The organism is Salipiger sp. PrR003, from assembly GCF_010500785.1.
Lineage (GTDB): Bacteria > Pseudomonadota > Alphaproteobacteria > Rhodobacterales > Rhodobacteraceae > Salipiger > Salipiger pacificus_A.
This window is the reverse complement of record NZ_JAAGOV010000032.1, coordinates 167,982-189,458: the sequence shown is the minus strand read 5'-3', so window position 1 is coordinate 189,458 and position 21,477 is coordinate 167,982. Positions and strand designations below refer to the sequence as shown.

General features: G+C 66.9%; 16 protein-coding genes and 1 tRNA gene. 5 read left to right on the top strand and 12 right to left on the bottom strand.

Translation table 11 applies throughout. The features are described from left to right. Positions 1–120: 120 nt before the first annotated feature. From lpxC to recN, 3 genes are all read left to right on the top strand, one after another. Positions 121–1,041: a UDP-3-O-acyl-N-acetylglucosamine deacetylase gene (gene lpxC / locus G0D83_RS08525; protein WP_164192067.1), complete on the top strand. Its 921-nt coding sequence runs from the start codon at positions 121–123 to the stop codon at positions 1,039–1,041. Between the two features lie 113 nt (positions 1,042–1,154). Further along, positions 1,155–2,009, top strand: a complete 855-nt coding sequence (locus G0D83_RS08520) for an outer membrane protein assembly factor BamD (protein ID WP_164192063.1) — start codon at positions 1,155–1,157, stop codon at positions 2,007–2,009. Positions 2,010–2,036: 27 nt separating this feature from the next. Further along, positions 2,037–3,689 (top strand): DNA repair protein RecN, encoded by a 1,653-nt coding sequence (gene recN / locus G0D83_RS08515; RefSeq protein ID WP_164192060.1) that lies wholly within the window; start codon positions 2,037–2,039, stop codon positions 3,687–3,689. Positions 3,690–3,905: 216 nt separating this feature from the next. On the opposite strand, the gene G0D83_RS08510 is transcribed toward recN, so the two are convergent. Then, complete coding sequence (locus G0D83_RS08510) at positions 3,906–6,986, bottom strand: valine--tRNA ligase (RefSeq protein ID WP_164192057.1); 3,081 nt, start codon at positions 6,984–6,986, stop codon at positions 3,906–3,908. Positions 6,987–7,774: 788 nt separating this feature from the next. Continuing rightward, positions 7,775–7,978, bottom strand: a complete 204-nt coding sequence (locus G0D83_RS08505; RefSeq protein ID WP_108964985.1) for a DUF1127 domain-containing protein — start codon at positions 7,976–7,978, stop codon at positions 7,775–7,777. 247 nt (positions 7,979–8,225) lie between these two features. Here G0D83_RS08505 and G0D83_RS08500 point away from each other — a divergent pair, with 247 nt between their 5' ends. Beyond that, a complete protein-coding gene (locus tag G0D83_RS08500) occupies positions 8,226–9,290 on the top strand; it encodes an Mrp/NBP35 family ATP-binding protein (RefSeq protein WP_164192038.1) in 1,065 nt (354 codons plus the stop codon). Between the two features lie 132 nt (positions 9,291–9,422). On the opposite strand, the gene G0D83_RS08495 is transcribed toward G0D83_RS08500, so the two are convergent. From G0D83_RS08495 to G0D83_RS08480, 4 genes are read right to left on the bottom strand one after another with little or no spacing between them, the layout of a single operon-like run. After that, on the bottom strand, positions 9,423–10,541 hold the full coding sequence (locus G0D83_RS08495) for a DNA polymerase III subunit delta' (protein ID WP_164192034.1): 1,119 nt from the start codon (positions 10,539–10,541) through the stop codon (positions 9,423–9,425). Beyond that, positions 10,538–11,188, bottom strand: coding sequence for a dTMP kinase (gene tmk, locus G0D83_RS08490; RefSeq protein WP_164192031.1), 651 nt, complete (start codon positions 11,186–11,188; stop codon positions 10,538–10,540). Before tmk ends, G0D83_RS08495 begins: the two co-directional genes overlap by 4 nt. Beyond that, positions 11,185–12,384, bottom strand: a complete 1,200-nt coding sequence (locus G0D83_RS08485) for a D-alanyl-D-alanine carboxypeptidase family protein (protein ID WP_164192028.1) — start codon at positions 12,382–12,384, stop codon at positions 11,185–11,187. Before G0D83_RS08485 ends, tmk begins: the two co-directional genes overlap by 4 nt. Positions 12,385–12,409: 25 nt before the next feature. Then, complete coding sequence (locus G0D83_RS08480; protein ID WP_164192024.1) at positions 12,410–13,333, bottom strand: SPOR domain-containing protein; 924 nt, start codon at positions 13,331–13,333, stop codon at positions 12,410–12,412. Positions 13,334–13,685: 352 nt separating this feature from the next. Here G0D83_RS08480 and G0D83_RS08475 point away from each other — a divergent pair. Continuing rightward, positions 13,686–13,775 (top strand) — tRNA-Ser (locus G0D83_RS08475). A gap of 154 nt (positions 13,776–13,929) precedes the next feature. On the opposite strand, the gene G0D83_RS08470 is transcribed toward G0D83_RS08475, so the two are convergent. The 6 genes from G0D83_RS08470 to G0D83_RS08445 all read right to left on the bottom strand — a co-directional run bounded on the left by G0D83_RS08470 (position 13,930) and on the right by G0D83_RS08445 (position 21,181). Continuing rightward, positions 13,930–14,913, bottom strand: coding sequence for a response regulator transcription factor (locus G0D83_RS08470; protein WP_164192021.1), 984 nt, complete (start codon positions 14,911–14,913; stop codon positions 13,930–13,932). 133 nt (positions 14,914–15,046) lie between these two features. After that, the gene (locus tag G0D83_RS08465; protein ID WP_164192018.1) at positions 15,047–16,459 is read right to left on the bottom strand and encodes an HlyD family type I secretion periplasmic adaptor subunit; all 1,413 of its coding nucleotides are present in this window, start codon (positions 16,457–16,459) and stop codon (positions 15,047–15,049) included. A gap of 3 nt (positions 16,460–16,462) precedes the next feature. Continuing rightward, positions 16,463–18,250, bottom strand: a complete 1,788-nt coding sequence (locus tag G0D83_RS08460; protein ID WP_164192014.1) for a type I secretion system permease/ATPase — start codon at positions 18,248–18,250, stop codon at positions 16,463–16,465. A gap of 21 nt (positions 18,251–18,271) precedes the next feature. Next, positions 18,272–19,999 carry a calcium-binding protein gene (locus G0D83_RS08455; protein WP_164192011.1) on the bottom strand — a complete coding sequence of 576 codons (1,728 nt, stop codon included), beginning with the start codon at positions 19,997–19,999 and terminating at the stop codon, positions 18,272–18,274. A 209-nt stretch (positions 20,000–20,208) separates the two neighbouring features. Beyond that, a complete protein-coding gene (locus G0D83_RS08450) occupies positions 20,209–20,499 on the bottom strand; it encodes a hypothetical protein (RefSeq protein ID WP_164192008.1) in 291 nt (96 codons plus the stop codon). Positions 20,500–20,722: 223 nt separating this feature from the next. Beyond that, the gene (locus G0D83_RS08445; protein ID WP_164192005.1) at positions 20,723–21,181 is read right to left on the bottom strand and encodes a hypothetical protein; all 459 of its coding nucleotides are present in this window, start codon (positions 21,179–21,181) and stop codon (positions 20,723–20,725) included. Between the last annotated feature and the right edge of the window lie 296 nt (positions 21,182–21,477).

Here is a 21,477-nt window from a genome sequence, read left to right as displayed (position 1 = left end):
ACCCGCATGTTTCACTTCGTTGCAATACTTGATTTGAGAACTTGTCCCCCTGTGAGTATCTCCCTCCCAGCAAAGGTGCGCGCCGCTGGGGAGGGGGCGCTCCAGACAAAGGTGACCAAAGTGCAAACGACGATCCGCAGTGCAGTGAGCTTCCAGGGCGTGGGCCTTCATTCAGGCGCGCCTGTCCGGATGACCATTCGCCCGGCCGCCGCCGAGCACGGCATCTGGTTTAAGCGCACGGACATCGAAATCGGCGACGCCCTCGTCCCCGCCCGCTTTGACGCGGTCGAGATCTCGCCGCTCTGCACCCTCATCAAAAACCGCGCCGGCGTCTCGGTGTCGACCATCGAGCACGTGATGGCCGCGCTCGCCGGTTGCGGCATCCACAACGCGCTGATCGAGATCGACGGCCCCGAAGTTCCGATCGTCGACGGCTCCGCCGCACCCTTCGTTCGCGCGATCCTCGCGCGCGGCGTGCGCGAGTTGCGTGCTCCGGTCCGCGCCATCGAGATTCTCAAGACCGTCGAGGTCGAGACCCCCGGTGGCTGGGCGCGCCTGTCCCCGGGGCAGGGCACGACGATGGAGTTCCACATCGATTTCGCCGACGCCGCGATCGGCACCCAGGACAAGGCGATCAACCTCGCCAACGGCAGCTTCGTGCGTGAGCTCTGCGACAGCCGCACCTTCTGCCGCCAGGCCGATGTCGACGCGATGCAGGCCAATGGACTGGCGCTCGGCGGCACCTACGAGAACGCCGTCGTGGTCGATGGCGACAAGGTCCTTTCGCCGGGCGGCCTGCGCCACACCGACGAGGCCGTGCGCCACAAGATGCTCGACGCCCTTGGCGATCTCTACACCGCTGGCGCGCCGATCATCGGCCATTATACCGGCTTCAAGGCTGGCCACGCGATCACCAACAAGCTGCTGCATGCGCTCTTCTCGACAGACGGTGCCTACCGGCTGACAGTGTGCGATGCGCGGATGTCCGCGCGCCTTCCAGGCGCCGGTGTCGAACGCGACGAGATCCCCGCGGTTGCCTGACAGCGGCGGCGTGCTCAAATCGCCGTTAAGGCGTTTTGCCCCGGAAATTTCTGTGCTAGGACCGAGCCAAGGCCCCGGAGGGGGCTTGGCAAGGAATGTGAGGTAAGTCGGGCATGGCAGGCGGCAGGTCGCGAAATGCGGTGATCGGGGCGGCTTTCTCCGCGATTCTCCTGGTAGGCTGCTCGGCTCAAGAGCAGCCCGGAACCGGTCCTGGCGGGGTTCCGATCGAGAACTACACCGCCGAGCAGATCTTCGAACGCGGCGAGTTCGAGATGGAGCGTAGCGACGCCGAGCGCGCTGCGTACTACTTCGGCGAAGTCGAGCGGCTCTATCCCTATTCGGACTGGGCCAAGCGGGCGCTGATCATGCAGGCGTACAGCTACCACCGGGCCAAGGATTATGAAAATTCCCGCTCGGCGGCACAGCGCTACATCGACTTCTATCCCAGCGACGAGGATGCCGCCTACGCGCAGTACCTTCTGGCGCTGTCCTATTACGACCAGATCGAGGAAGTCGGCCGCGACCAGGGGCTCACCTTCCAAGCGCTGCAGGCGCTGCGCACGGTGATCGAGCGTTATCCCGACAGCGAATATGCCCGCAGTTCGATCCTGAAGTTCGATCTCGCCTTCGACCACCTCGCGGCGAAGGAGATGGAGATCGGGCGCTACTATCTCAAGCGCGAGAATTACGGCGCCGCGATCAGCCGCTTCCGCGTCGTGGTCGAGGATTTCCAGACCACCACCCACACCGCCGAGGCGCTGCACCGGCTGGTCGAGGCTTATCTTTCGCTGGGTCTGGTGGAAGAGGCGCAAAGTGCCGGGGCGATCCTTGGATACAACTTCCGGGGCACGCAATGGTACCAGGACAGCTACAAGCTGCTGACAGGTCGCGGGCTTGAACTTGAGGCCGCGGGCGACAGCTGGCTGGCACAGGTGTACCGCCAGATGATCAAGGGCCAGTGGATCTGAGGGAGAGCGGCTCGACCGCCTGAATGGATGCTCCGAGCGCTTGAAATCCGAGATCTGCTGATCATCGACCGGCTGGACCTGAACTTCCAGCCGGGCCTCAACGTGCTCACCGGCGAGACCGGGGCGGGCAAATCCATCCTTCTCGACAGCCTCGGCTTCGTGCTCGGCTGGCGCGGCCGCGCCGAGCTGGTGCGCGCCGGTGCCGCGCAGGGCGAGGTGACCGCCGTCTTCGAGCTGTCCCCCGGCCATGCCGCCCGCGCGGTGCTGAACGAGGTCGGGCTGCCGGTCTCGGACGAGCTGATCCTGCGCCGGGTGAACAGCGCCGACGGACGCAAGACCGCCTGGATCAACGACCGACGCGCCAGCGGCGAGGTGCTGCGGCGCCTGTCCGAAACGCTGGTGGAACTGCACGGCCAGCACGACGACCGCGGCTTGCTGAACCCTTCGGGGCACCGCGACATCCTTGACACATATGCCGCGGTGACCGCCGAGCTCGCCGCCGCCCGCGCGGCCTGGGCCGAGCAGCGCAACGCCCGCAAGCGCCTGTCGGAGGCCGAGGCGGCGCTCGAAGCGGTGCGCGCCGAGGAAGACTTTCTGCGCCATGCCGTGGCCGAGCTCGACAAGCTCGCGCCCGAGGCCGGGGAAGAGGCCGAGCTGGACGCGCGCCGTCGCATGATGCAGGCCGCCGAGCGCATCCGCGCAGACATCGCCCGCGCCGGCCACACGCTCGGCAGCGACGGGGCAGAAGGCGCCATGGCCGATGCGCTGCGCTGGCTCGACGGGGCTTCCGAGGGCGCGGAGGGGCGACTCGACGCGGCAATCTCGGCGCTGACCCGTGCCATGGCCGAACTCGACGAGGCCGCGCGCGAGGTGGAAGACACGCTCGAGGCGCTCGACTTCGATCCGCGCGCGCTCGAGGACACCGAGGAGCGGCTCTTCGCCATCCGCGGCCTTGCCCGCAAGCACAATGTGCTGCCCGACGAGCTGGCCCCGCTGCGAGAGACGCTCTCGGCACGGCTGTCGGCGCTGGACAATTCCGCCGAGGAGCTGGACACGCTGGGCGCCGAGTTGCGCCGGACAGAGAAAGCCTATGACACTGCTGCCGCTGCGCTGACCGAGGCCCGGCGCGAGGCGGCTGGCCGGCTCGACGCTGCCGTGGCCGCCGAGCTGGCGCCGCTCAAGATGGAGCGCGCGGTCTTCCGCACCGAGGTCACCGAGACCTCCGAGGGCCCAGAGGGGCGTGATGCCGTCGCCTTCACCGTCGCCACCAACCCGGGCGCACCCTCCGGCCCGCTCAACAAAATCGCCTCGGGCGGCGAGCTGTCGCGGTTCCTCTTGGCGCTCAAGGTGAGCCTCTCGGAAGAGCAGGGCGGCGAGGTCACGATGATCTTCGACGAGATTGACCGGGGCGTCGGTGGCGCCACCGCCGCCGCCGTGGGCCGCCGTCTCGCGGCGCTGGCCGAAGGTGGGCAGGTGCTGGTCGTCACCCACTCGCCGCAGGTCGCCGCGCTCGGCGCGCATCACTGGCGCGTGGCGAAACGGGTGGAGAACGACGTCACCCTGTCGTCGGTCACCCCGCTGGGCGCAGGCGAGCGCGAGGACGAGATCGCGCGGATGCTCGCGGGGGACACGGTCACCCCCGAGGCGCGGGCGGCGGCGCGGGCGCTTCTGGTCGGCTGAGGCGCAGGCGTCCCACGGGATTTTGCGTATCTGGAAATTGAAGAAGGGACGGGCGCGGCGCGCCGTCCCAATCGTTTTCCGTGCGGTTCTTCACTTTCCAAATACGCATCACCCGCCGCCTGCCACGCGCGCGGCGCCGGGGGAGAGGCACCGGCAATGAAAAAGGCCCGCCCGGAGCGTTCCGGGCGGGCCTTTCCGTTTCGCTGCCTCTAGGCGTCAGCCGAGCTCTGCGAGCCGTGCCAGCGCTTCCTTCAGCTTAGCCTCTTCCTCCTCGCGCGCGGCGAGGTTGTCGCGGGTCTCCTGCACGACCTCTTCCGGCGCGCTCTCGGCGAACTTGGGGTTCTTCAGCCGGCCGCGCAGGCCTCCGAGTTCCTTGGCGAGCTTCTGCAGCGCCTTCTCGAGCCGGGCCTTTTCCTCCTCGACATCAATGATCCCCGCCAGCGGCAGACCAAAGGTGCCGCCGCTCAGAGCCAAGGCTGCGGTGCCCTTGGGCATCTCCTCGACCTCGGTCAGGTCCTCGATCCGCGCGTAGCGTTTCACGAAGGCCTCGTTGGTGGCATAGGCGGCACGGGCCTCCGGCGTCAGCCCCTTGACCACGCAGGGCACGTAGGCGCCGGCGGGCACGTGCATCTGCGCGCGCGCCGAACGGATCGCCTCGATCATGCGGATCACCCAGTTCAGCTCGGCATCGGCCTGCGCGTCGACCATCTCGGCCGCGGTGTACTCCGGCCAGTCGGCGTGGATCAGCATCTTCGGCCGTGCGCGCTGCGCCCAGAGCTCTTCGGTGACGAAGGGCATGATCGGGTGCAGCAGGATCAGGCACTGGTCGAAGGCCCAGGCGTAGGTGGCGCGGGTCTCGGCCTTGGCGGCCTCGTCCTCGCCGTGGAACACCGGCTTGGTGAACTCGAGGTACCAGTCGCAGAAGGTGCCCCAGACAAAGGCGTAGAGTGCCTGCGCCGCGTCGTTGAAGCGGTAGTCGGCCAGCGCTGCGTCCACGGCCTCGCGGGTCTTGGCGACCTCGCCCTTGATCCAGCGGTTGAGGGGCAGGGTGGTCTCGGGCACCGCATCGCTGTGGGCCAGCTCGAAGACGCCGTTCATCTGCGCGTAGGAGGCGGCGTTCCACAGCTTGGTGCCGAAGTTGCGGTAGCCGGCGATGCGCTGCATGTCGAGCTTAAGCACGCCCCCGAGCGAGGCCATGGCGGCATTGGTGAAGCGCAGCGCGTCGGCGCCGTACTCGTCGATGATCTCCAGCGGATCGACGACATTGCCCAGCGATTTGGACATCTTCTTGCCCTTGGCGTCGCGCACGAGGCCATGCAGGTAGACGTCCTTGAAGGGGACCTCGTCCACCACGGCGAGCTGCATCATCATCATCCGGGCGACCCAGAAGAAGAGGATGTCCTGCCCAGTGACCAGAACGTCGGTCGGGAAGTACTTCTTCAGCTCCGGCGTCTGTTCGGGCCAGCCGAGCGTGCCGATCGGCCAGAGACCCGATGAGAACCAGGTGTCCAGAACGTCGGGATCGCGGAACACCGGGATCGCCTGCGGCCGGCGGCGCTGGTCGACGCCGGTGTAATCCATGCCCTGCGACAGCAAGTCGGCAAGGTGATCCTCGGCGGCGGCGGCATCCTCGACGATCAGGAACTCGGCATCCTCGCCGAAGACCGCCTTCATCTTCTCGATCGCCTCATCTTCCGAGGCGGCGCAGAACGAGCGCCATTCGTCGCCCATGCCCGGGGTGTGCCAGACAGGAATCTGGTGGCCCCACCACAGCTGGCGCGAGATGCACCAGGGCTCGATGTTCTCGAGCCAATGGTAATAGGTCTTCTCGCCGCTCTCGGGCATGATCCGCACGCGGCCGTCGCGCACGGCATCGAGCGCCGGGCCGACGATCTGCGCGGTGTCGACGAACCACTGGTCGGTGAGCATCGGCTCGATCACCACCTTCGATCGGTCGCCGAAGGGTTGCATGATCGGCTTGGCCTCGACCAGCGGCACCCATTGTGCGGGCTCGTCCAGCGCCTCGCCGCCTTCCTCGGGCGCGACCGGGGCCTTGCCCGCGGCCTTGCCGAGGCGCGGGTCGGTCGCTTCGGTCATCACCGCGAGACCCTCGGCGGTGATCTCGGCGATCACCGCTTCGCGCGCCGCGAAACGGTCGAGGCCGCGCAGGTGATCCGGCACGAGGTTCAGCTTGTCCGCCTCGTGCTCGTCGAGGTCCAGCTCGCCGCGGGCGACCTGCTGGGCGATCTCGGCGGCCTCGGCGTAGGGGTGACCGTCCTCGCGCATGGCTCCGCGGGTGTCCATCAGCCGGTAGCAGGGAATGCCGCCACGCTTGGCCACGCCGTAGTCGTTGAAGTCATGCGCGCCGGTGATCTTCACCGCGCCCGAGCCGAAGGTGGGATCGGGGTATTCGTCCACGATGATCGGGATCAGGCGGCGGTGCTCTTTCGGCCCCACCGGGATTTCGCAGAGCTTGCCGACGATGGGCGCATAGCGCTCATCCGAGGGGTGCACCGCGACCGCGCCGTCGCCGAGCATGGTCTCGGGGCGGGTGGTGGCGATGGAGATGTAGTCACGCTCCTCGGAGAAGAGCACGTTGCCGTCCTCGTCCTTCTCGACGTAGGTGTAGGTCTCTCCGCCCGCGAGCGGGTACTTGAAGTGCCACATGTGGCCCGGCACCTCGATGTTCTCGACCTCGAGGTCGGAGATCGCGGTCTCGAAATGCGGGTCCCAGTTCACCAGACGCTTGCCGCGGTAGATCAGGCCCTTGTCGTACATGTCGACGAAGACCTTGATCACCGCGTCGTGGAAGTTGCCTTCCTCGCCCGCGGGCGCACCCTCGGCCCCCGACATGGTGAAGGCGTTGCGCGACCAGTCGCAGGAGGCGCCGAGGCGCTTGAGCTGGTTGATGATCGTGCCGCCGGACTGCTGCTTCCACTCCCAGACCTTCTCGAGGAAGGCCTCGCGGCCCATCTCGCGGCGGGTGGCGTTGTTCTTGTCCTTGGCCAGTTCGCGCTCGACGACCATCTGCGTGGCGATGCCCGCGTGGTCCTGCCCGGGCTGCCAGAGCGTGTCGAAGCCGCGCATCCGGTGCCAGCGCACGAGGATGTCCTGCAGCGTGTTGTTGAACGCGTGGCCCATGTGCAGCGAGCCGGTCACGTTCGGGGGCGGGATCATGATGCAGAAGCTTTCATCGCGCGAGGCGTTGGCCCCGGCCTTGAAGGCTCCGCTGTCTTCCCACGCCTTGTAGATGCGCGCCTCGGCCTCGGCCGCGTTGAAGGTCTTTTCCATCGCCATGGCTGCGTTCCCATGCCTGCTTTGTGCTGTTGTCCGAACCCTCCTACCGAAAGGCTCGGCAAAGGGAAAGCGCCGCTTGCGCCCGGAGGGGCGTGGCGGGGCGCGCTTTTCGGCGCGGGGCAACTTGGCGGGAGTGGGAAACGGAAAACGGCGGTGCCAGGGAGGAGGAGAGGCACCGCCGTTCCGTGTCACGAAAGCCCGAGGAGGAGGAGAAGAGGGGCTTTCGATCCGATCGGGCCCGAGACAGGCCCTATGTAGGGTGCGGCGATCTCAGGGAGGAGGAGAGAGATCGCCGCTGCATCGACGCCCCAGGGAGGAGGAGAGGGGCTCCGAAGCTTCTGGGGCGACCTTTGGCAGGCGCCCCGTTATCTGGTGCGGCGGTCTCAGGGAGGAGGAGAGAGATCGCCGCTGCATCGACGCCCCAGGGAGGAGGAGAGGGGCTCCGAAGTTCTGGGGCGACCTTTGGCAGGAAGCCCCGGTATCTGGTGCGGCGGTCTCAGGGAGGAGGAGAGAGACCGCCGCTGCATCGACGCCCCAGGGAGGAGGAGAGGGGCTCCGAAGTTCTGGGGCGACCTTTGTCAGGTGCCCCGGTATCTGGTGCGGCGATCTCAGGGAGGAGGAGAGAGATCGCCGCTGTATCGATGCCCCAGGGAGGAGGAGAGGGGCTGTCGATGTCTAGGCCTTGCGGCCCTTGTTCGTGTGGCGGTGACCTCAGGGAGGAGGAGAGAGGTCACCGCCGTAACGAACCGGCTCAGGGAGGAGGAGAGAGCCGGGACGTGTTCGAATTCTTATGCCTCGTAGGCGGCCTGGTAGGCGATTCGGCGGATCATCGAGCGGTGCAGCCCAAGATCGCCCAGTTCGCGGTTGCTCAGCGCGGACAGCTCGCTGAAGGTCTGCTTGTACAGGCGGCGACGAGCGAGGGCAGTGCGGAAGCGCTCGACGAGTCCTTCGGAGCGGCCTGCGATGCGGGTGGTGTCGGTTGCGTATGCCATTTGCGTCTGTACCCGTGTGGCTGGAGGGTTGCGTCTGTCTTTCGTTGACCCATAGATGGGCCAGATGCTGCGGTTGCACAATCCCGGGAGGGTTCAATGCCGCTATGCGCGAAATGCATGGGAAAAAGCGCTTTGGATTGCGCAAACATGCGGGCTCGCGCACAAGATTTGGGCGGACCATGTCTGCGGTTTGCGCCTGGCGCAAGGTGACGCAAGGGTGGCATGCGCCCGAGGAAAGGAAGTGACCATGACCCAATTGTCCGACGCCATCACCGAGCTGCTTGGCAGCTTCGATCTGCCCGGCGGGGGCACGCTGATCTCGCGTGACATGATTCGAGCGATGCGCGTCGAGTCCGGCCAGGTGGCCTTCGTGATCGAGGCTCCGAGCCCCGAGATCGCCCGCCAGATGGAGGGCTTCCGCGCCATGCTCGAGGCGCGCATCGCCGAACTGCCCGGGGTGGAGACTGTCTCGGTCGTGCTCTCTGCGCCGACCCAGGCCCCCAAGGCGCCCTCGTTGAAGCTCGGCGGCCACGCCAAGCCGCAGCAGGGTCGCATGATCCCGCCCGGGGTGAAGAAGCTTATCGCCATCGGCTCGGGCAAGGGCGGGGTCGGCAAATCGACGGTTTCCTCCAACCTCGCGGTGGCGCTGGCGCGCGCGGGCAAGACGGTCGGTCTGCTGGATGCCGACATCCATGGCCCGTCGCAGCCGCGGATGTTCGGCGTCTCGAAGCGCCCGGCCTCGCCCGACGGCAAGACGATCATCCCGCTCGAGGCGCATGGCGTTACCCTCATGTCGATCGGCTTCATGCTGCCCGAGGACAAGGCGGTGGTCTGGCGCGGCCCGATGCTGATGGGGGCGCTGCAGCAGATGCTGATGCAGGTAGAGTGGGGCGAGCTCGACGTGCTGCTCATCGATCTGCCGCCGGGAACCGGTGACGTGCAGCTCTCGCTGGGTCAGAAGTCCGAGCTCGACGGCGCCATCGTCGTCTCCACGCCACAGGACGTGGCGCTGATCGATGCCAAGAAGGCGCTCGACGCCTTTGCGACGCTGAACGTGCCGGTGCTGGGGATGATCGAGAACATGTCTGCCTTCGTCTGCCCGGGCTGCGGCCTCGAGAGCCATATCTTCGGACATGGCGGCGTCGCGGCCGAGGCGGCGCGGTTGAACCTGCCGGTTCTGGCGCAGCTGCCGATCGACCTCGACACCCGCCTTGCGGGGGACGGCGGTGCGCCCGTCGCGCTTGGTGACGGCGTTATGGCGCAGGCCTACGCCAAGCTGGCGCAGGAGTTGATCGCCAAGGGCGCGGTCTGACCCTGCAACCCGTCACCCGCGGGTCTTTCAGGAAGGCATTTCCAGTGGGAGGCGCGGCGAGAGCAGCGCCTCCCGCTTTCGTGGCAGCCTGGCGCTTGCAACGCGGGGGCACTTGGCCCCCGACCGCGGAGCTCAGTCCACCTTGCGCAGCTGCAGCAGAAGATCGAGCACCAGCGCCGCGGGATCGACGTTCACCGCCCGCGCGTGGCGGGCGCGCTCGCCGGCGTCCTGTGCGAGCTGCGCCCAGGCCCGTCCGGCGGCGGGGTGAGGGGCGAGGCGCTTCAACACCTCTGCCTCCTGCGGGGCGGCCTCGGCGCGCGGCGCCATGCCGGTGACCCCGGCACGGGCAAGGCGGGCCATCAGCCGGTCCGCCAGCGTCAGCATCAAGTCGAGCCGGGCTTCCTGGCCGCGTCCGGCGGTGCTTTCGCCAAGCGCGATGGCGCGCGGCCGGTCGAGCCGGGGCAGGGTGTCCGCCAGCGACACGAGATCGGCATAGAGCTTCAGCCCGCCGAGATTGAGCAGCCGCAGCGCCTCGCCGACCGAGCCGGCGGAGAGCTCCGCCAGCGCAGCGGCTTCCTGCGGCGCCACCTGCGCCCCGGCCTGGTCGAGCGCGCGCGCCATGGCCTCCGGCTGCAGCGGCGAGAGCCGCAGCTCGCGGCAGCGCGAGCGGATCGTCGGCAGGAGGCGCGAGGGCTGGTGGCTGACCATCAGCAGCACGGTATTGGCGGGCGGCTCCTCGAGCAGCTTGAGGATGGCGTTGGCCGCGTTGGGGTTCATCTCGTCGGCGCTGTCGATGATCACCACGCGGCGCCCGCCGTCGGCCGACGACAGCGAGAAGAACCGTTTCAGCGCGCGCACCTCTTCGACGGTGATGACGCTGCGCAGCTTCTTGGTCTTCGGATCCCAGCCCCGGCGCAGCAGGTGCAGCCGGGGCTCGGAAAGCGCGTGCACGCGGTGCGCCACCGGGTGCTCGGGGTCGATGCGCAGATCGCTGGGCGGGGGCGGCGCGCCGAAGAGCCCGCCGTCGTCCTCTGGCGTGGCCAGCAGGAAGCGCGCGATGGTCCAGGCCAGCGTCGCCTTGCCGAGCCCGCGCGGGCCGGTGATCAGCCAGCCGTGATGCAGCCGGCCCGAGCTGAAGGCGGTGAGGAAATCTTCCTGCGCCCGGTCCTGGCCATATATCGTGAAGGTCTCGCGCGGATGCGGGGCGCCTTCGATCCTATCGGCCTCGGGGATTTCCTCTTCGGCGCTCATGCCGGGCACCGCTCATTCAGCCGGGCACGGATGTCGGCGGCCACCTCGTCCTGCGGGCGGTTGCCGTCGATCACGATGAAGCGCTCGGGGAACTCCCCAGCGAGCGCGAGGTAGCCCGCGCGCATGCGCTCCTGCAGCGCCAGGCCGAAGTCCTCGAAGCGCTCTTCCGCGGTGGCGCGGGCCTTGGCGCGGGCAAGGCCCGCCGCCGGGTCCATGTCGATGAGGAAGGTGAGGTCAGGCTCGGTGCCGATCATCAGCTCGTGCAGCGCGTCGACCTTGTCGCGCAGATCGCCGCGCGAAAGGCCCTGATACATCCGGCTGCTGTCGGCGAAACGATCGCAGATCACCATCTTCCCCATCTCGAGGGCAGGGCGGATCAGCCGCTCGAGGTGATCGCGGCGGGCGGCGGTGAACAGCAGCAGCTCGGTCTCGGCGGACCAGCGGTCGGGATCGCCCTGCAGCACCAAAGCGCGGATCTCCTCCGCGCCCGGCGAGCCGCCGGGCTCGCGGGTGAGCACCGCCTGCCGCCCCTCGGCCAACAGATCGGCGTGCAGCCGTCGCGCCTGGGTGGACTTGCCAGAGCCGTCGATGCCTTCGAAGCTGATGAAGAGGCCCTTCGGCTGGGCCCCGCCTTCTGGCTTGGTCACATGGCCTCCGGCGAGGCGGCGGGGGTCTGCAGGCGGCCGATCAGGTTGCTGCTGACCACCATCATGCGCTTGACGAACCCGCTGGAGGGGACGTCTTCGGCGGCAAACAGCGGCACACGGTGCTCGGGCAGCCCTTCGGGGGTGATGATCAGCTCGGCGAGCTGCTGCCCGGCGGTGATCGGCGCCTTGAGCGGGCCCGTATAGACGACTTCGGCGCCAAGCTCGGTGCCCGGGGTCACCGGAATCAGCATCTCGATGTCGTCGCGCGCCACGAGGCCGACGGTCTCGGTGTTGCCAAGGAAGACCTGGGCGCGGGCCACCTCCTTGCCCTTCTCGACGAGCTTGCGCTCGGCGAATTGGCGGAAGGCCCAGTTGACGATGGACTCGCTCTCCTCGGCGCGGGCGCGTTCGCTCTCGAGCCCGGAGATGGCAAAGATCACCCGGCGGTCACCCTGCTTGGCCGAGCCGACAAGGCCGTAGCCTGCTTCCGAGGTGTGGCCGGTCTTAAGGCCATCAGCGCCGATGTCGAGGCGCAGCAGCGGGTTGCGGTTGCGCACGTTCTGCGGCGCGCGACCGTCGAAGGCGAACTGCTTTTCCGAGAAGATCGGGTAGAACTCGGGGAAGTCCTCGATGATGTGCCGCGCCAGAAGCGTCAGGTCGCGCATCGACATCACGTGGCCCTGCGCCGGCCAGCCCGAAGCGTTGGCGAAGCTGGAGTTGGTCATCCCGAGCTGCTGGGCGCGGCGGGTCATGAGGTCGGCGAAACCGGCCTCGGTGCCGTTGGGCGAGAGCGCCTCGGCGATCACCGCACAGGCGTCGTTGCCCGAGAGCACGATGATGCCGCGCAGCAGGTCCTCGACCTTCACCCGGTCGGTGGTGTCGAGGAACATGGTCGAGCCGCCGTAGGACATCGCGTGCTCGGAGACGGGCAGCTCCTCGTCGAGCTTGAGCCGGCCGTCGCGGATCGCCTCGAAGGCCATGTAGAGCGTCATCAGCTTGGACATGGAGGCGGGCGGGACGGCCTTGTCGGCATCCTTGGCCAGCAGCACGGTGCCGGTGGTGTAATCCAGCACAAAGGCGGCACGGGCACTGGTATCAAAGGCCTGTGCACCGCTGGCAAGCAGCGCTGCGGCGGCCGCGCCGGCCAGAAGGCGGCGCAGGGGCAGGCTCGAAAGGGGGCTTTTCAGGCGGCGCATGGGCGGATCCTCTCTATGGCTCCGGTCAGTTCTTGACGGCATAGGCATCCGAGAAGCCGGTGCCCTTGATCTTGGTCAGCAGCGCGTCGAGCTCGGCCTTGTCGGCGGCGGGACCGACCAGCACTCGCCAGAAGGTCTTGCCCGAGCTGCTCTGCTTCTTGACGGTCGGCACCATGCCGGCCTGTCGCATCGCGGTGGCGGTGTTCTCGGCGTTCGTCTCGACGCTGAAAATGCCGATCTGCACGTAGGGGCGCGACAGCGACGTGGCCTGCGTCGGCGCGGGGGACGCGGGTGCCTTGGGCGCCGCGGCTGCGGGTGTCGCGCTCGGTGCGGGCGCCGAGGTGGTGGGGGCCGCCTCGATCGCTGCGGCTGCGGAGGCGGTCACCGGGTCGAGCGTACTTGCCTCGACCGCGGGCGCATCCGACAGGGTCGCGGCCTCGACACCGGCGGGGCCGGTGCCAGCTTCGGGTTCTGCCGGGCCCTCCTCGCGGCGCAGAGCGACCACGTTGAGGTTCACCGGCTCGCCCGCGAGCATGCCGATGGCGGCGGCGGCGTCGGAGGAGACCTGCAGGCGCGGTCCGGGGCTCATGCGCTCGCGGCGGAACAGCGCGCCAATGACGAACTGCCCGGTCTTTTCGTTGCGAATGATCACCCGCTCGGGTTCACTGACGTCGGGATGCGCGACCCAGACGCCGCCAAGCGAGGGGCGCCCGTCCCAAAGTCCGGCCTCGGTGGTCTGGAAGACCTCGGGCGCCTCGATGTCGCGTTCCGCCGTGGCGGCCCCGCGCGAGACCTCTGCCCCGCCCGCGCTGCTTTCCTTGCCCTTCAGGAATCCAGGCATCTGCGACTCGCTGCAGGCGCCGAGCGCGAGCGTTGTCAGCAGTGCCACGACTGTTCCTCTTGCGGCCCCCTGTCCGATGATGGGCCGCGTTCGCTTTGCTCTGGTCATAATGCCCCCTGCATTCCCGCCTGACCGGTGGCGTCTGTCGCGCCTTGCCGGATGTCCCCTCTCCCGGGCTGCCTGGCCCGGTTCGTGATTTGCGGGATGCGCGCTCCTTTGCCACGGCGCGCTTCGGCGGCGCGCTTGGGTCGGGGCCTGCCACGCCGGACCTGCCGCGGCGCGGGGCCTTGGCTGTCGGAGGGCTGCGCCACCGGCGCTGGGAAACGGAGCGGAACATCCCGGTTTTTCGCGGATGGTAGCGGGTGGCGCAGGTCAAGAAAAGCCATCAAAGCCGTGATCGGCGGTTTTTCCCGGAAAGCCTGTTCTAGAATCGCGGGAAGCAGGCTAGGTCGGTCGAACCGGAGGTTTGGCAGAGTGGTCGAATGCGGCGGTCTTGAAAACCGTTGGGCCTTTGCGGGTCCCGTGGGTTCGAATCCCACAGCCTCCGCCATGTTTTTTCGCAGCGATCCGGCGAGATGCGCGCGGGACTATCCGTCAGGAGGCCCGTGGTCCGCGACCTCTGACCCTTGTGCGTCTGCAGTGCTTTGTGAAGCTGGGCGCCGTCGAGGGCGACAGGGCCGTCACCTGCTGCGAAAGGGGGCGTCTCAGGTCAACCGTCGCGGTGGCTGCGCGAGTGTGTGCAGCTTTTCATCGGCACCACCGAGGAGATTGCGGCGCAGCGCGCCTCCCCGACCGAGCTCGCAGGGGTCCAGACCCTCGACGCCGTCCATCGCGCCTCCACGGGGGGGATCGCCGCGGTCAGGCGATCCGGCGCGCGCCGTTTCGGCGTCCTGCTCGGCCTCTACGTCCTGCCAGTCGAGGGCCGAGGCGATCAGCGCGGCCTCGGTGCGGTTCTTCGCGCCGAGCTTTCGGATCACTTGGCGGACCTCCAGCTTCACCGTGGCTTCCGAAGTGCACAGGACCTTGGCGATCTCCTTGTTCGAGCGCGCCTGCGTGAGGTTCATGAGCACGGCCGATTGGCGCTCGGTCAGCCCCTCGAGTTTCGCCGCTTCATCCTGATCGCCCTGCGTTGGCCGGGGCTGGAGCTCGTGCCCGTTCCGCTTGGATGGCGTGCCTTTCGGCGTGGTGTCCGTGTCGTCGGGAGACCCGTCTGGCTCTCCTTGCTTGGCGCCAAAATCCTCCAGCAGAGGAGGACTGAGGTCATTGTCCAGGACCGAAGGTGGGACGACGATGCCGCCATGCAGCACCAGTTCGAGAGAATTGAGCACGTTGCTGGGATTCATGGAAGCGGGGATCACGCCGCGCGCCCCGGCCTTCAGCGCCGATTGGACAAACTCGGCGCTGGCGGTCTCGCAGAGCAGCAGGATCGGCTCGACCAGCCCGAGCTGGCTGATCCTGCGGACGATGGAGAACCAGTCGTGCGCGCGAGGGGTGCTCCGGGTGTTGACGATGCACATCCCCCGCCGGGTGATCTGATCGATGAACGCCGGGTCGCTCGGCTCGATCTCTTCGATTCGCATGCCGTGCAACTGCGCGAAACCAGCCAGGAAATGGGAAAGCTGCGCCCGGGTCAGCGGCATTTCGTCCACGAGATAGAGGATCGGGGTCCGTGTCTTCGGAAGTGCCATCGTCTTTTCCCCCCTTCGGGCGACATGTTGTCGCCGAAACTTGTTCCGGTCGCCGGTGCGTCCTCGCTGGCGGAGCCCGGCGCCGCGGGCAGGGGCGTCCGGTGCGCCCCGTGGGGCCTTCCGCTCCGCGCCGCTACCCTTCGCGCATCCCGTTCTGCAGAAGCGCTTGGAACGGCTCCCAGAGATAGCTCAGCATCGATCGTTCGCGGGTCACCACCAGCACGCTCGCCAGCATTCCCGAGCGCAGTTCGATGTCGTGGTCCGAGAGTTCGGAGGCATCGACCTCGACGCGGATCGGGTAGTAGGTCGCGTTCGAATGCTCGGACCGTGACGTGTCGGCAGAGACCATGGTCACCACCCCCACGATCTGGGGCATGGTGCGGCCAGAGAAGGCCGACAGGCGGACGTTTGCTTCCATGCCGACCTCGACGGCATCGATATCGTTCGGCGAGATTTGCGCGTCGATCTGCAGGCGCTCGCGCGCGGGCACCACGTCGAGAATGGCCTCGCCCGGCTGGATAATGGCGCCGGAGTTGCGCACCTTGAGGTTCGCCACCACGCCATCGACCGGCGCGCGCAGGACCTCGCGGTCGAGGATGGCCGTGAGCGCCGACAGGGACTTGTCGATCTCGGCGAGCTCGCTGCGTATTTGCGCGGCGCGCACCGCCAGTTTCTCGGCATCCTCGGCATCCTGTGCCTTGAGGTTCAACTCGATCTCGCCGATTTCCTTCTTGGCTTCCGAGGCGGCGGTGACGTGGCTGCCACGCATCCCCTCGGCCTCGGCGATTCCCCGGCGCAGCCGGAGCACTTCGCCCTTGGCCGCGAGGCCCTTGTCCAGAAGCGCGACCTTGTCCGCCAGTTCCTCGTGCATGAGCTCGAGCTGTTCGGAGGCGCTGCGCTCCTGCAGGCCGTGGCCGGCGATGGTTTCCGAAAGCTGCGCAATCCGCTGCCTGAGCACGCGCTCGCGCGCATTGCGGAGCGCCAGTCGCGCGTCGAGGGTGCGCTGCTCGGCCTCGAAGGCTGACGCGACGACCGGATCCGACAGGTCGAACGCCGCCGGAACGACCAGAGCCGGTGTCCCGGCGATCTCGGCGGCGATCCTGGCCTGCTCGGCCATCCGGGTCAGGCGCCGGTCCTCGAGCGCTTCCGCCTCGCTGCGCGGCGCGGTGACATCGATCGTCACCAGAATATCTCCCTGTCGGACCTTGTCGCCGTCCCGGACATGGATGCGCTGCACAAGGCCGCCTTCGAGGTGCTCGACTGTCCGCACGCCGCTGTCGGGGCTGATCTGGCCCGCGGCGATCGCGCCGCCGGCGAGTGGGGCCATCGCGCCCCAGACGCCGAAGCAGGCGACGAAGCCCAGCAGGATCAGAAACCCCGCCCGTCTCGGCGCGCGGATCGCTTCCGAGATGCTGCGCTGCCGGTGGTGCGGGGGGGCGTCGCCAGAGGCGGTCTTTTGGGGCAACTTTTCCGGCAGGCGCCGCGGGTCCGCGGGAGGGGAAAGACCCTCGGCACCGTGCAGGGAGTGTCTGGCAGCAATGGTCATGGGTCAGTCTCCCGCGAATTCTGCCTGCGCGGCAGCCGATGGGCGCCGCGCAGGCTGCTCGGCCTGCGAAGGGGCCGGGGGAACCGCCTGCGCCCTACTCGCGGCAGTGGCTTCGCGCATCCGTCCCAGCACCTCCTGGCGGGGGCCAAAGGCCTGCACCACGCCGCCCCGCAGCAGCAACACCTTGTCGCTCTGGGCGAGGGTCGACGGGCGGTGCCCGACGATCAGCAGCGAGGCACCGGCCTCCTTGAGCTCCAGCACCGCAGCCGAGAGCGCAGCCTCGCCGGCCTGGTCGAGATTGGCGTTCGGCTCGTCCAGCACGATGAGCGCCGGCGAGCGGAACACCGCACGCGCAAGGCCGATGCGCTGCTTCTGCCCCCCCGACAGGCCGGCGCCGCGGTCGCCGAGCCGCGTCTCGTAGCCCTGCGGCAGCTGCGAGATCATCTCGTGGACGCGCGCCCGGGTGGCGGCCTCGACCACCTCCTCCGGTGCGGCCTCGGCCATCCGTCCGATGTTCATGCGGACCGTACCCTCGAAGAGGCCGACCTCCTGCGGGAGAAAGCCGATGTGCGGGCCCAGTTCATCGGGGTCCCAGTGATCGATCCTCACCCCGTCGATCGAGACCGTCCCGGAGTTGGGCTTCACCAGCCCGACGATGGCGCGGCAGAGCGTGCTCTTGCCCGCGGCCGACGGGCCGATGACCGCGACGACCTCGCCCGGCGCGATCTCGAAACTCACCCGCGCGAGCTGCGGGCCGTTGGGGCCGATCACCGTCAGGTCCTTGACCTGCAACCGCCCGCTTGGCGCCGGCAGGGCCATCCGTGCCGGCTCCCTGGGGAAGTCGGTGACCAGCTCGCTCAGCCGGCCGTAGGCCAGCCGGGCCCCGGAAAAGTTCTTCCATGCAGACATGGCCATGTCGACCGGCGCCAGCGCCCGGCCGAGGAGGATCGATCCCGCAATCATCGATCCCGGCGTGGTCAGCCCATGGATGACGAGGTAGGCGCCCGCGCCGAGCATCAAGCTCTGGGCAAAGTAGCGCAGGAACTTCGCCGTCCCGGTGATGTAGCTGTTCCGCTCGCTGGCGCGTAGGGTATCCGCCTGGGTTTCCGCGTTCTGCGCCTGCCAGCGCCGCACCATGGATCCGATCATCCCCATGGCCCGCACCACCTCGGCGTTGCTGATCGTGCCTTCGGCGAGGCTGTTTCCCTTGAGCTGGCTGCTGTTCGCGGAGCGCAGAAGTCGCCGGGTGACAAGCTCGTTCCCGACGCTCAGCGCCAGGAGCAGCAGGGCCGCGCCGAGCGCGATCATTCCCAGCACCGGATGCAGCACCCAGGTCACCGCGATGAAGAACGGGGTCCAGGGCAGATCGAAGAAGGCGGTCATCGCCTGACCGCCGATGAAGGACTGCACCTGCCCGAGATCGCGGAAAGCCTGCCCGCCCGCGGCCCGCCCGCTGAGCCGGGCCTTCAGCCCGACCCGCAGGAGCTCGGGCCCGAGGGTCTCGTTGAGCCAGACGCCGATGCGGAGCGCCACGCGGCTCCGGGCGGTGTCGAGCATGGCCATGGTGAGCAGCGCCAGGCCGAGAATGCCGGTCAGCAGAACCAAGGTCTCGGTTCGGCCGCTGCTCAGAACCCGGTCGTAGACCTGCAGCATGTAAAGCGGCGAGGAGAGCATCAGCAGGTTGATGGCGAGGCTGAAGACCCCCACGGTGAGGAAGGCCCCGCGGCACTTGCGCAATGCTTCATCAAGAACCGTTTCCGGCTCCGGGCGGCGATCGGATTTCCCGGCCATGGCACTCTGCTCCCGCTTGCCTCAGACCAGAAAGGCGTCGGGGTCGCTGAACGCGAAGACGTCGATGAGGGCCGCGCGTTGGCTCGCGAGTGTCGGGTCGGCGGTTCCCGTCCAGACATAGGTAGACTGGTCCGCGGTGTAAAATTCCAGGGCGTAGGCACCGGAGAGCGTCCGCCACCGCGTACTCGAGCCCGCGTCTATACCGATCTGATCGTGTCCGGCCGTGTCGTAGAAGTCATAGTCGAGGACGAGGTTCGTGCCCGAGATGCCGACAAACGTGTCCGACCCGTCCTGACCATAGAGGTAATTCGTGCCGCCATTGCCGACCAGCATGTCGTCACCAGCGCCGGCAGTTATCGTATCCACACCGGCGCCGGTTACGAATTTCTGATTCCCATCCAGGCCGTTGAAGCGATCGTTGAAGGCGCTTCCCTCGACGACTTCCACGCTTGCGAGCACGTCGCCCTGGGCGTCACCACCTGTTGCCGCATAGGCGTTGAGCGCCGAGACCGTCACGGTGACGGCGCTGCCGGAGCCTGCGTAGCTGACGGTGTCGATGCCGGTCTGTCCATTCAGCGTGTCTGCACCGGCCCCACCGACCATGTAATCGTTGTCCTCGCCACCCTGGAGGATATCGTCACCCAGTCCGCCGAAAAGGCTGTCGTTCCCCAGGCCGGAGGAGAGCGTGTCATTGCCGTCCAGACCGTAGAAGGTCTGGTTGCCGCTGCCTCCGACCAAGGCGTCGGCAAAGGCGCTGCCGATGGCGCCATTGATCTCGAGATAATAGTCCCCCGCCGCGCCTCCGGCGCCCTGTGTGGCGCCAAGGGACGACAGTTGTACGGTCACTGCCGAAGCGCTGCTTTCATAGGTGACGAAATCGTAGCCGCTATCGCCGGTGCCCGAGTCGCCGTACATGAGATCGCCGCCACCGCCACCGTCGATCGTGTCGTCACCCGCGCCGCCCACGATCGTATCATTGTCGAGCCCGCCGTTCAGGATATCGTTGTCGGCATCGCCAAACAGAAAGTCCGTGCCTTCGCCGCCATTGATCGTGTCATTGCCATCGCCGCCGTGAGCCTCGTCAACTCCCGACCCGAGGATCATTTCGTCATGGCCACCATCGCCCCAGACAGAGTCATTGCCGCCACCGGAGGTGATCGTGTCGTTGCCGTCCCCGGCCGTGATGGTGTCTTTGCCGCCTGACGATTGCAGCAGGTCGTCACCTGACCCGCCGTCGAGATAGTTGTCGCCCGTCTCTCCGATCAGCGTATCGCCGCCATCTCCGCCGAAGATCAGGTCGTTGCCCGACGAGCCGGAGAGGGTGTCCGATCCCGAGCCGCCGATCATGATATCATTGCCACGGCCGCCCAGCAGAAGGTCGTCCCCGCCGCCGCCGTCCATGCTGTCGTCGCCATCGCCGCCATCGAGCGTGTCGTCGCCATCATTGGCGGATTCCGTGCGGGCATCGCCGAAATCCTCCCGGCCTGCGTCGCCGTAGAGGACGTCATTGCCGTCGTCGCCTCTCAGCAGGTCGTCGCCAGAGCCGCCGAGCGCCGTGTCGTCGGTCCCCGCAGCCATGATCGTGTCGTTGCCGTCTCCGCCATCGAAGTAGTCCGCGAGATCCTGCGAGGCGTTTCGGCGCGAAATGTAGACCCGCAGGAAATCATCTCCGCCCAGCCCAAGAATGCGGAATGCGCCCGGATCTCTTATGTACAGAGTATCGTTGCCCTCGGTGCCGATCTTGTCCATTTTCAACTCCCTGTCTTTTTTTGATTACGGAGGCAGCTCCGAAAATTGAGCCTTGGAAAATCCTGTCTAATATAGAGCGCGTAACGCCTTCAGGCGCCGATCGGCGCAAGGGGTTGCGTGGCCGTCAGACATGAATTGAATTTCGGCCTGGCTCGCATGCGCGAACGTGAAATGCGGGCGGCCATAATTGACCGCCCGCTGCGCGTTCTTCAGCCTACGGCCGAGGTAATGGCGCCGGAGATGCTCGACAGATCGTCTTCAATGGTGAGCACCGCGATGTCCAGCGAGGTGAACGTGTCCTCGCCCACGGCTTCGATATCGAAGGTGACGTCAGCGGTGTTGCCATCGATGCAAACGTCCGCGTAAACAGTCGACCAGACATCAATGTCGACAGTCTTATAGATATCGACAGTGGTATCGAGATCAATGTTGATATCGACATCAATGTCCTTGTCGAAATCCACATCCGGCGACGACGGCGGGTAGTGTGGGAATGTCATATCTTATCTCCTCGTTGTTGGTAATTCGTATTAGTCTAATTGCACCGAGAATTCTCGATGTAGGAGAACATTCACTCGGGAAATAATTCTTTACAACTGCAATAATGGGTATTAGCCGGAAGATTGTCTGCTCGCGGGGTTTTTCGGAAAATTGCGTCACAATCGTGATGTCAGCGCATGCCGGTGAATATACCGAGCGGCGCGCGTATATATTCGATCTGGTCTAAATAAAATCGAAAAAGAATGAAAACGCGAAGGCGCTGGGCTCGGCTGGGGTCTCCGGAACCTCAGCGGGGGGTTCCGCAAACCCCGGGGATTGCGCCTTGAAGCTGATATGGGTCTCAAAGGCCTTGCCTGCCGCATCCGAGCGGAACTCTACCAGGCTCTTCAGGGTCATCTCCGGGCCGCCGTCGTCTTCGGTCTCGAGCAGCAATTCTGATTGCCAACTCGCGGCCTCTTCATTGACGGAGACGTCGTAGCTTCCACTGACCGGAGAGTCTTCGTCCCATTCGGTAAAGTCGAGCAAGGTTCTTGTGGTCAGCCTGCCCGAGCCGAAATCAAACGCGTCTTGGAAATCAAAGACGTCGTCATTTTGATCGTTCGGCCATTGGATCGGTGTCTGCGCTTCTGTGGTCGCCTCGGGCAAGCCCTTCGAGGCTGGAGTGGCGGTCAAATCAAGCATGGTATCCTCCTTCGTGCGCTCACAGTTTACACCCGGTCAAGTGCTGGAAGGGGTGCAATTGCGATACCTATTCGTCTGGATAAATCGGCGGATACCCGGAAATTGCGAGCCTATGTGGCTGATATTCGGGAACATCCGGGAGGCTGAGCTCGAGCCCCAGAAGCGCGCGTTTGGACTCCTTCGGCTCGGTGCGGAGGTGACAGCGGAGCCGGCGCAACCGTAGATGCATCACCCGGCCGCCGCCTCTCGTGAGCTGTTCTCGGGGGGCGCCGGGGGCAGGTTGAATGACGCCGGGC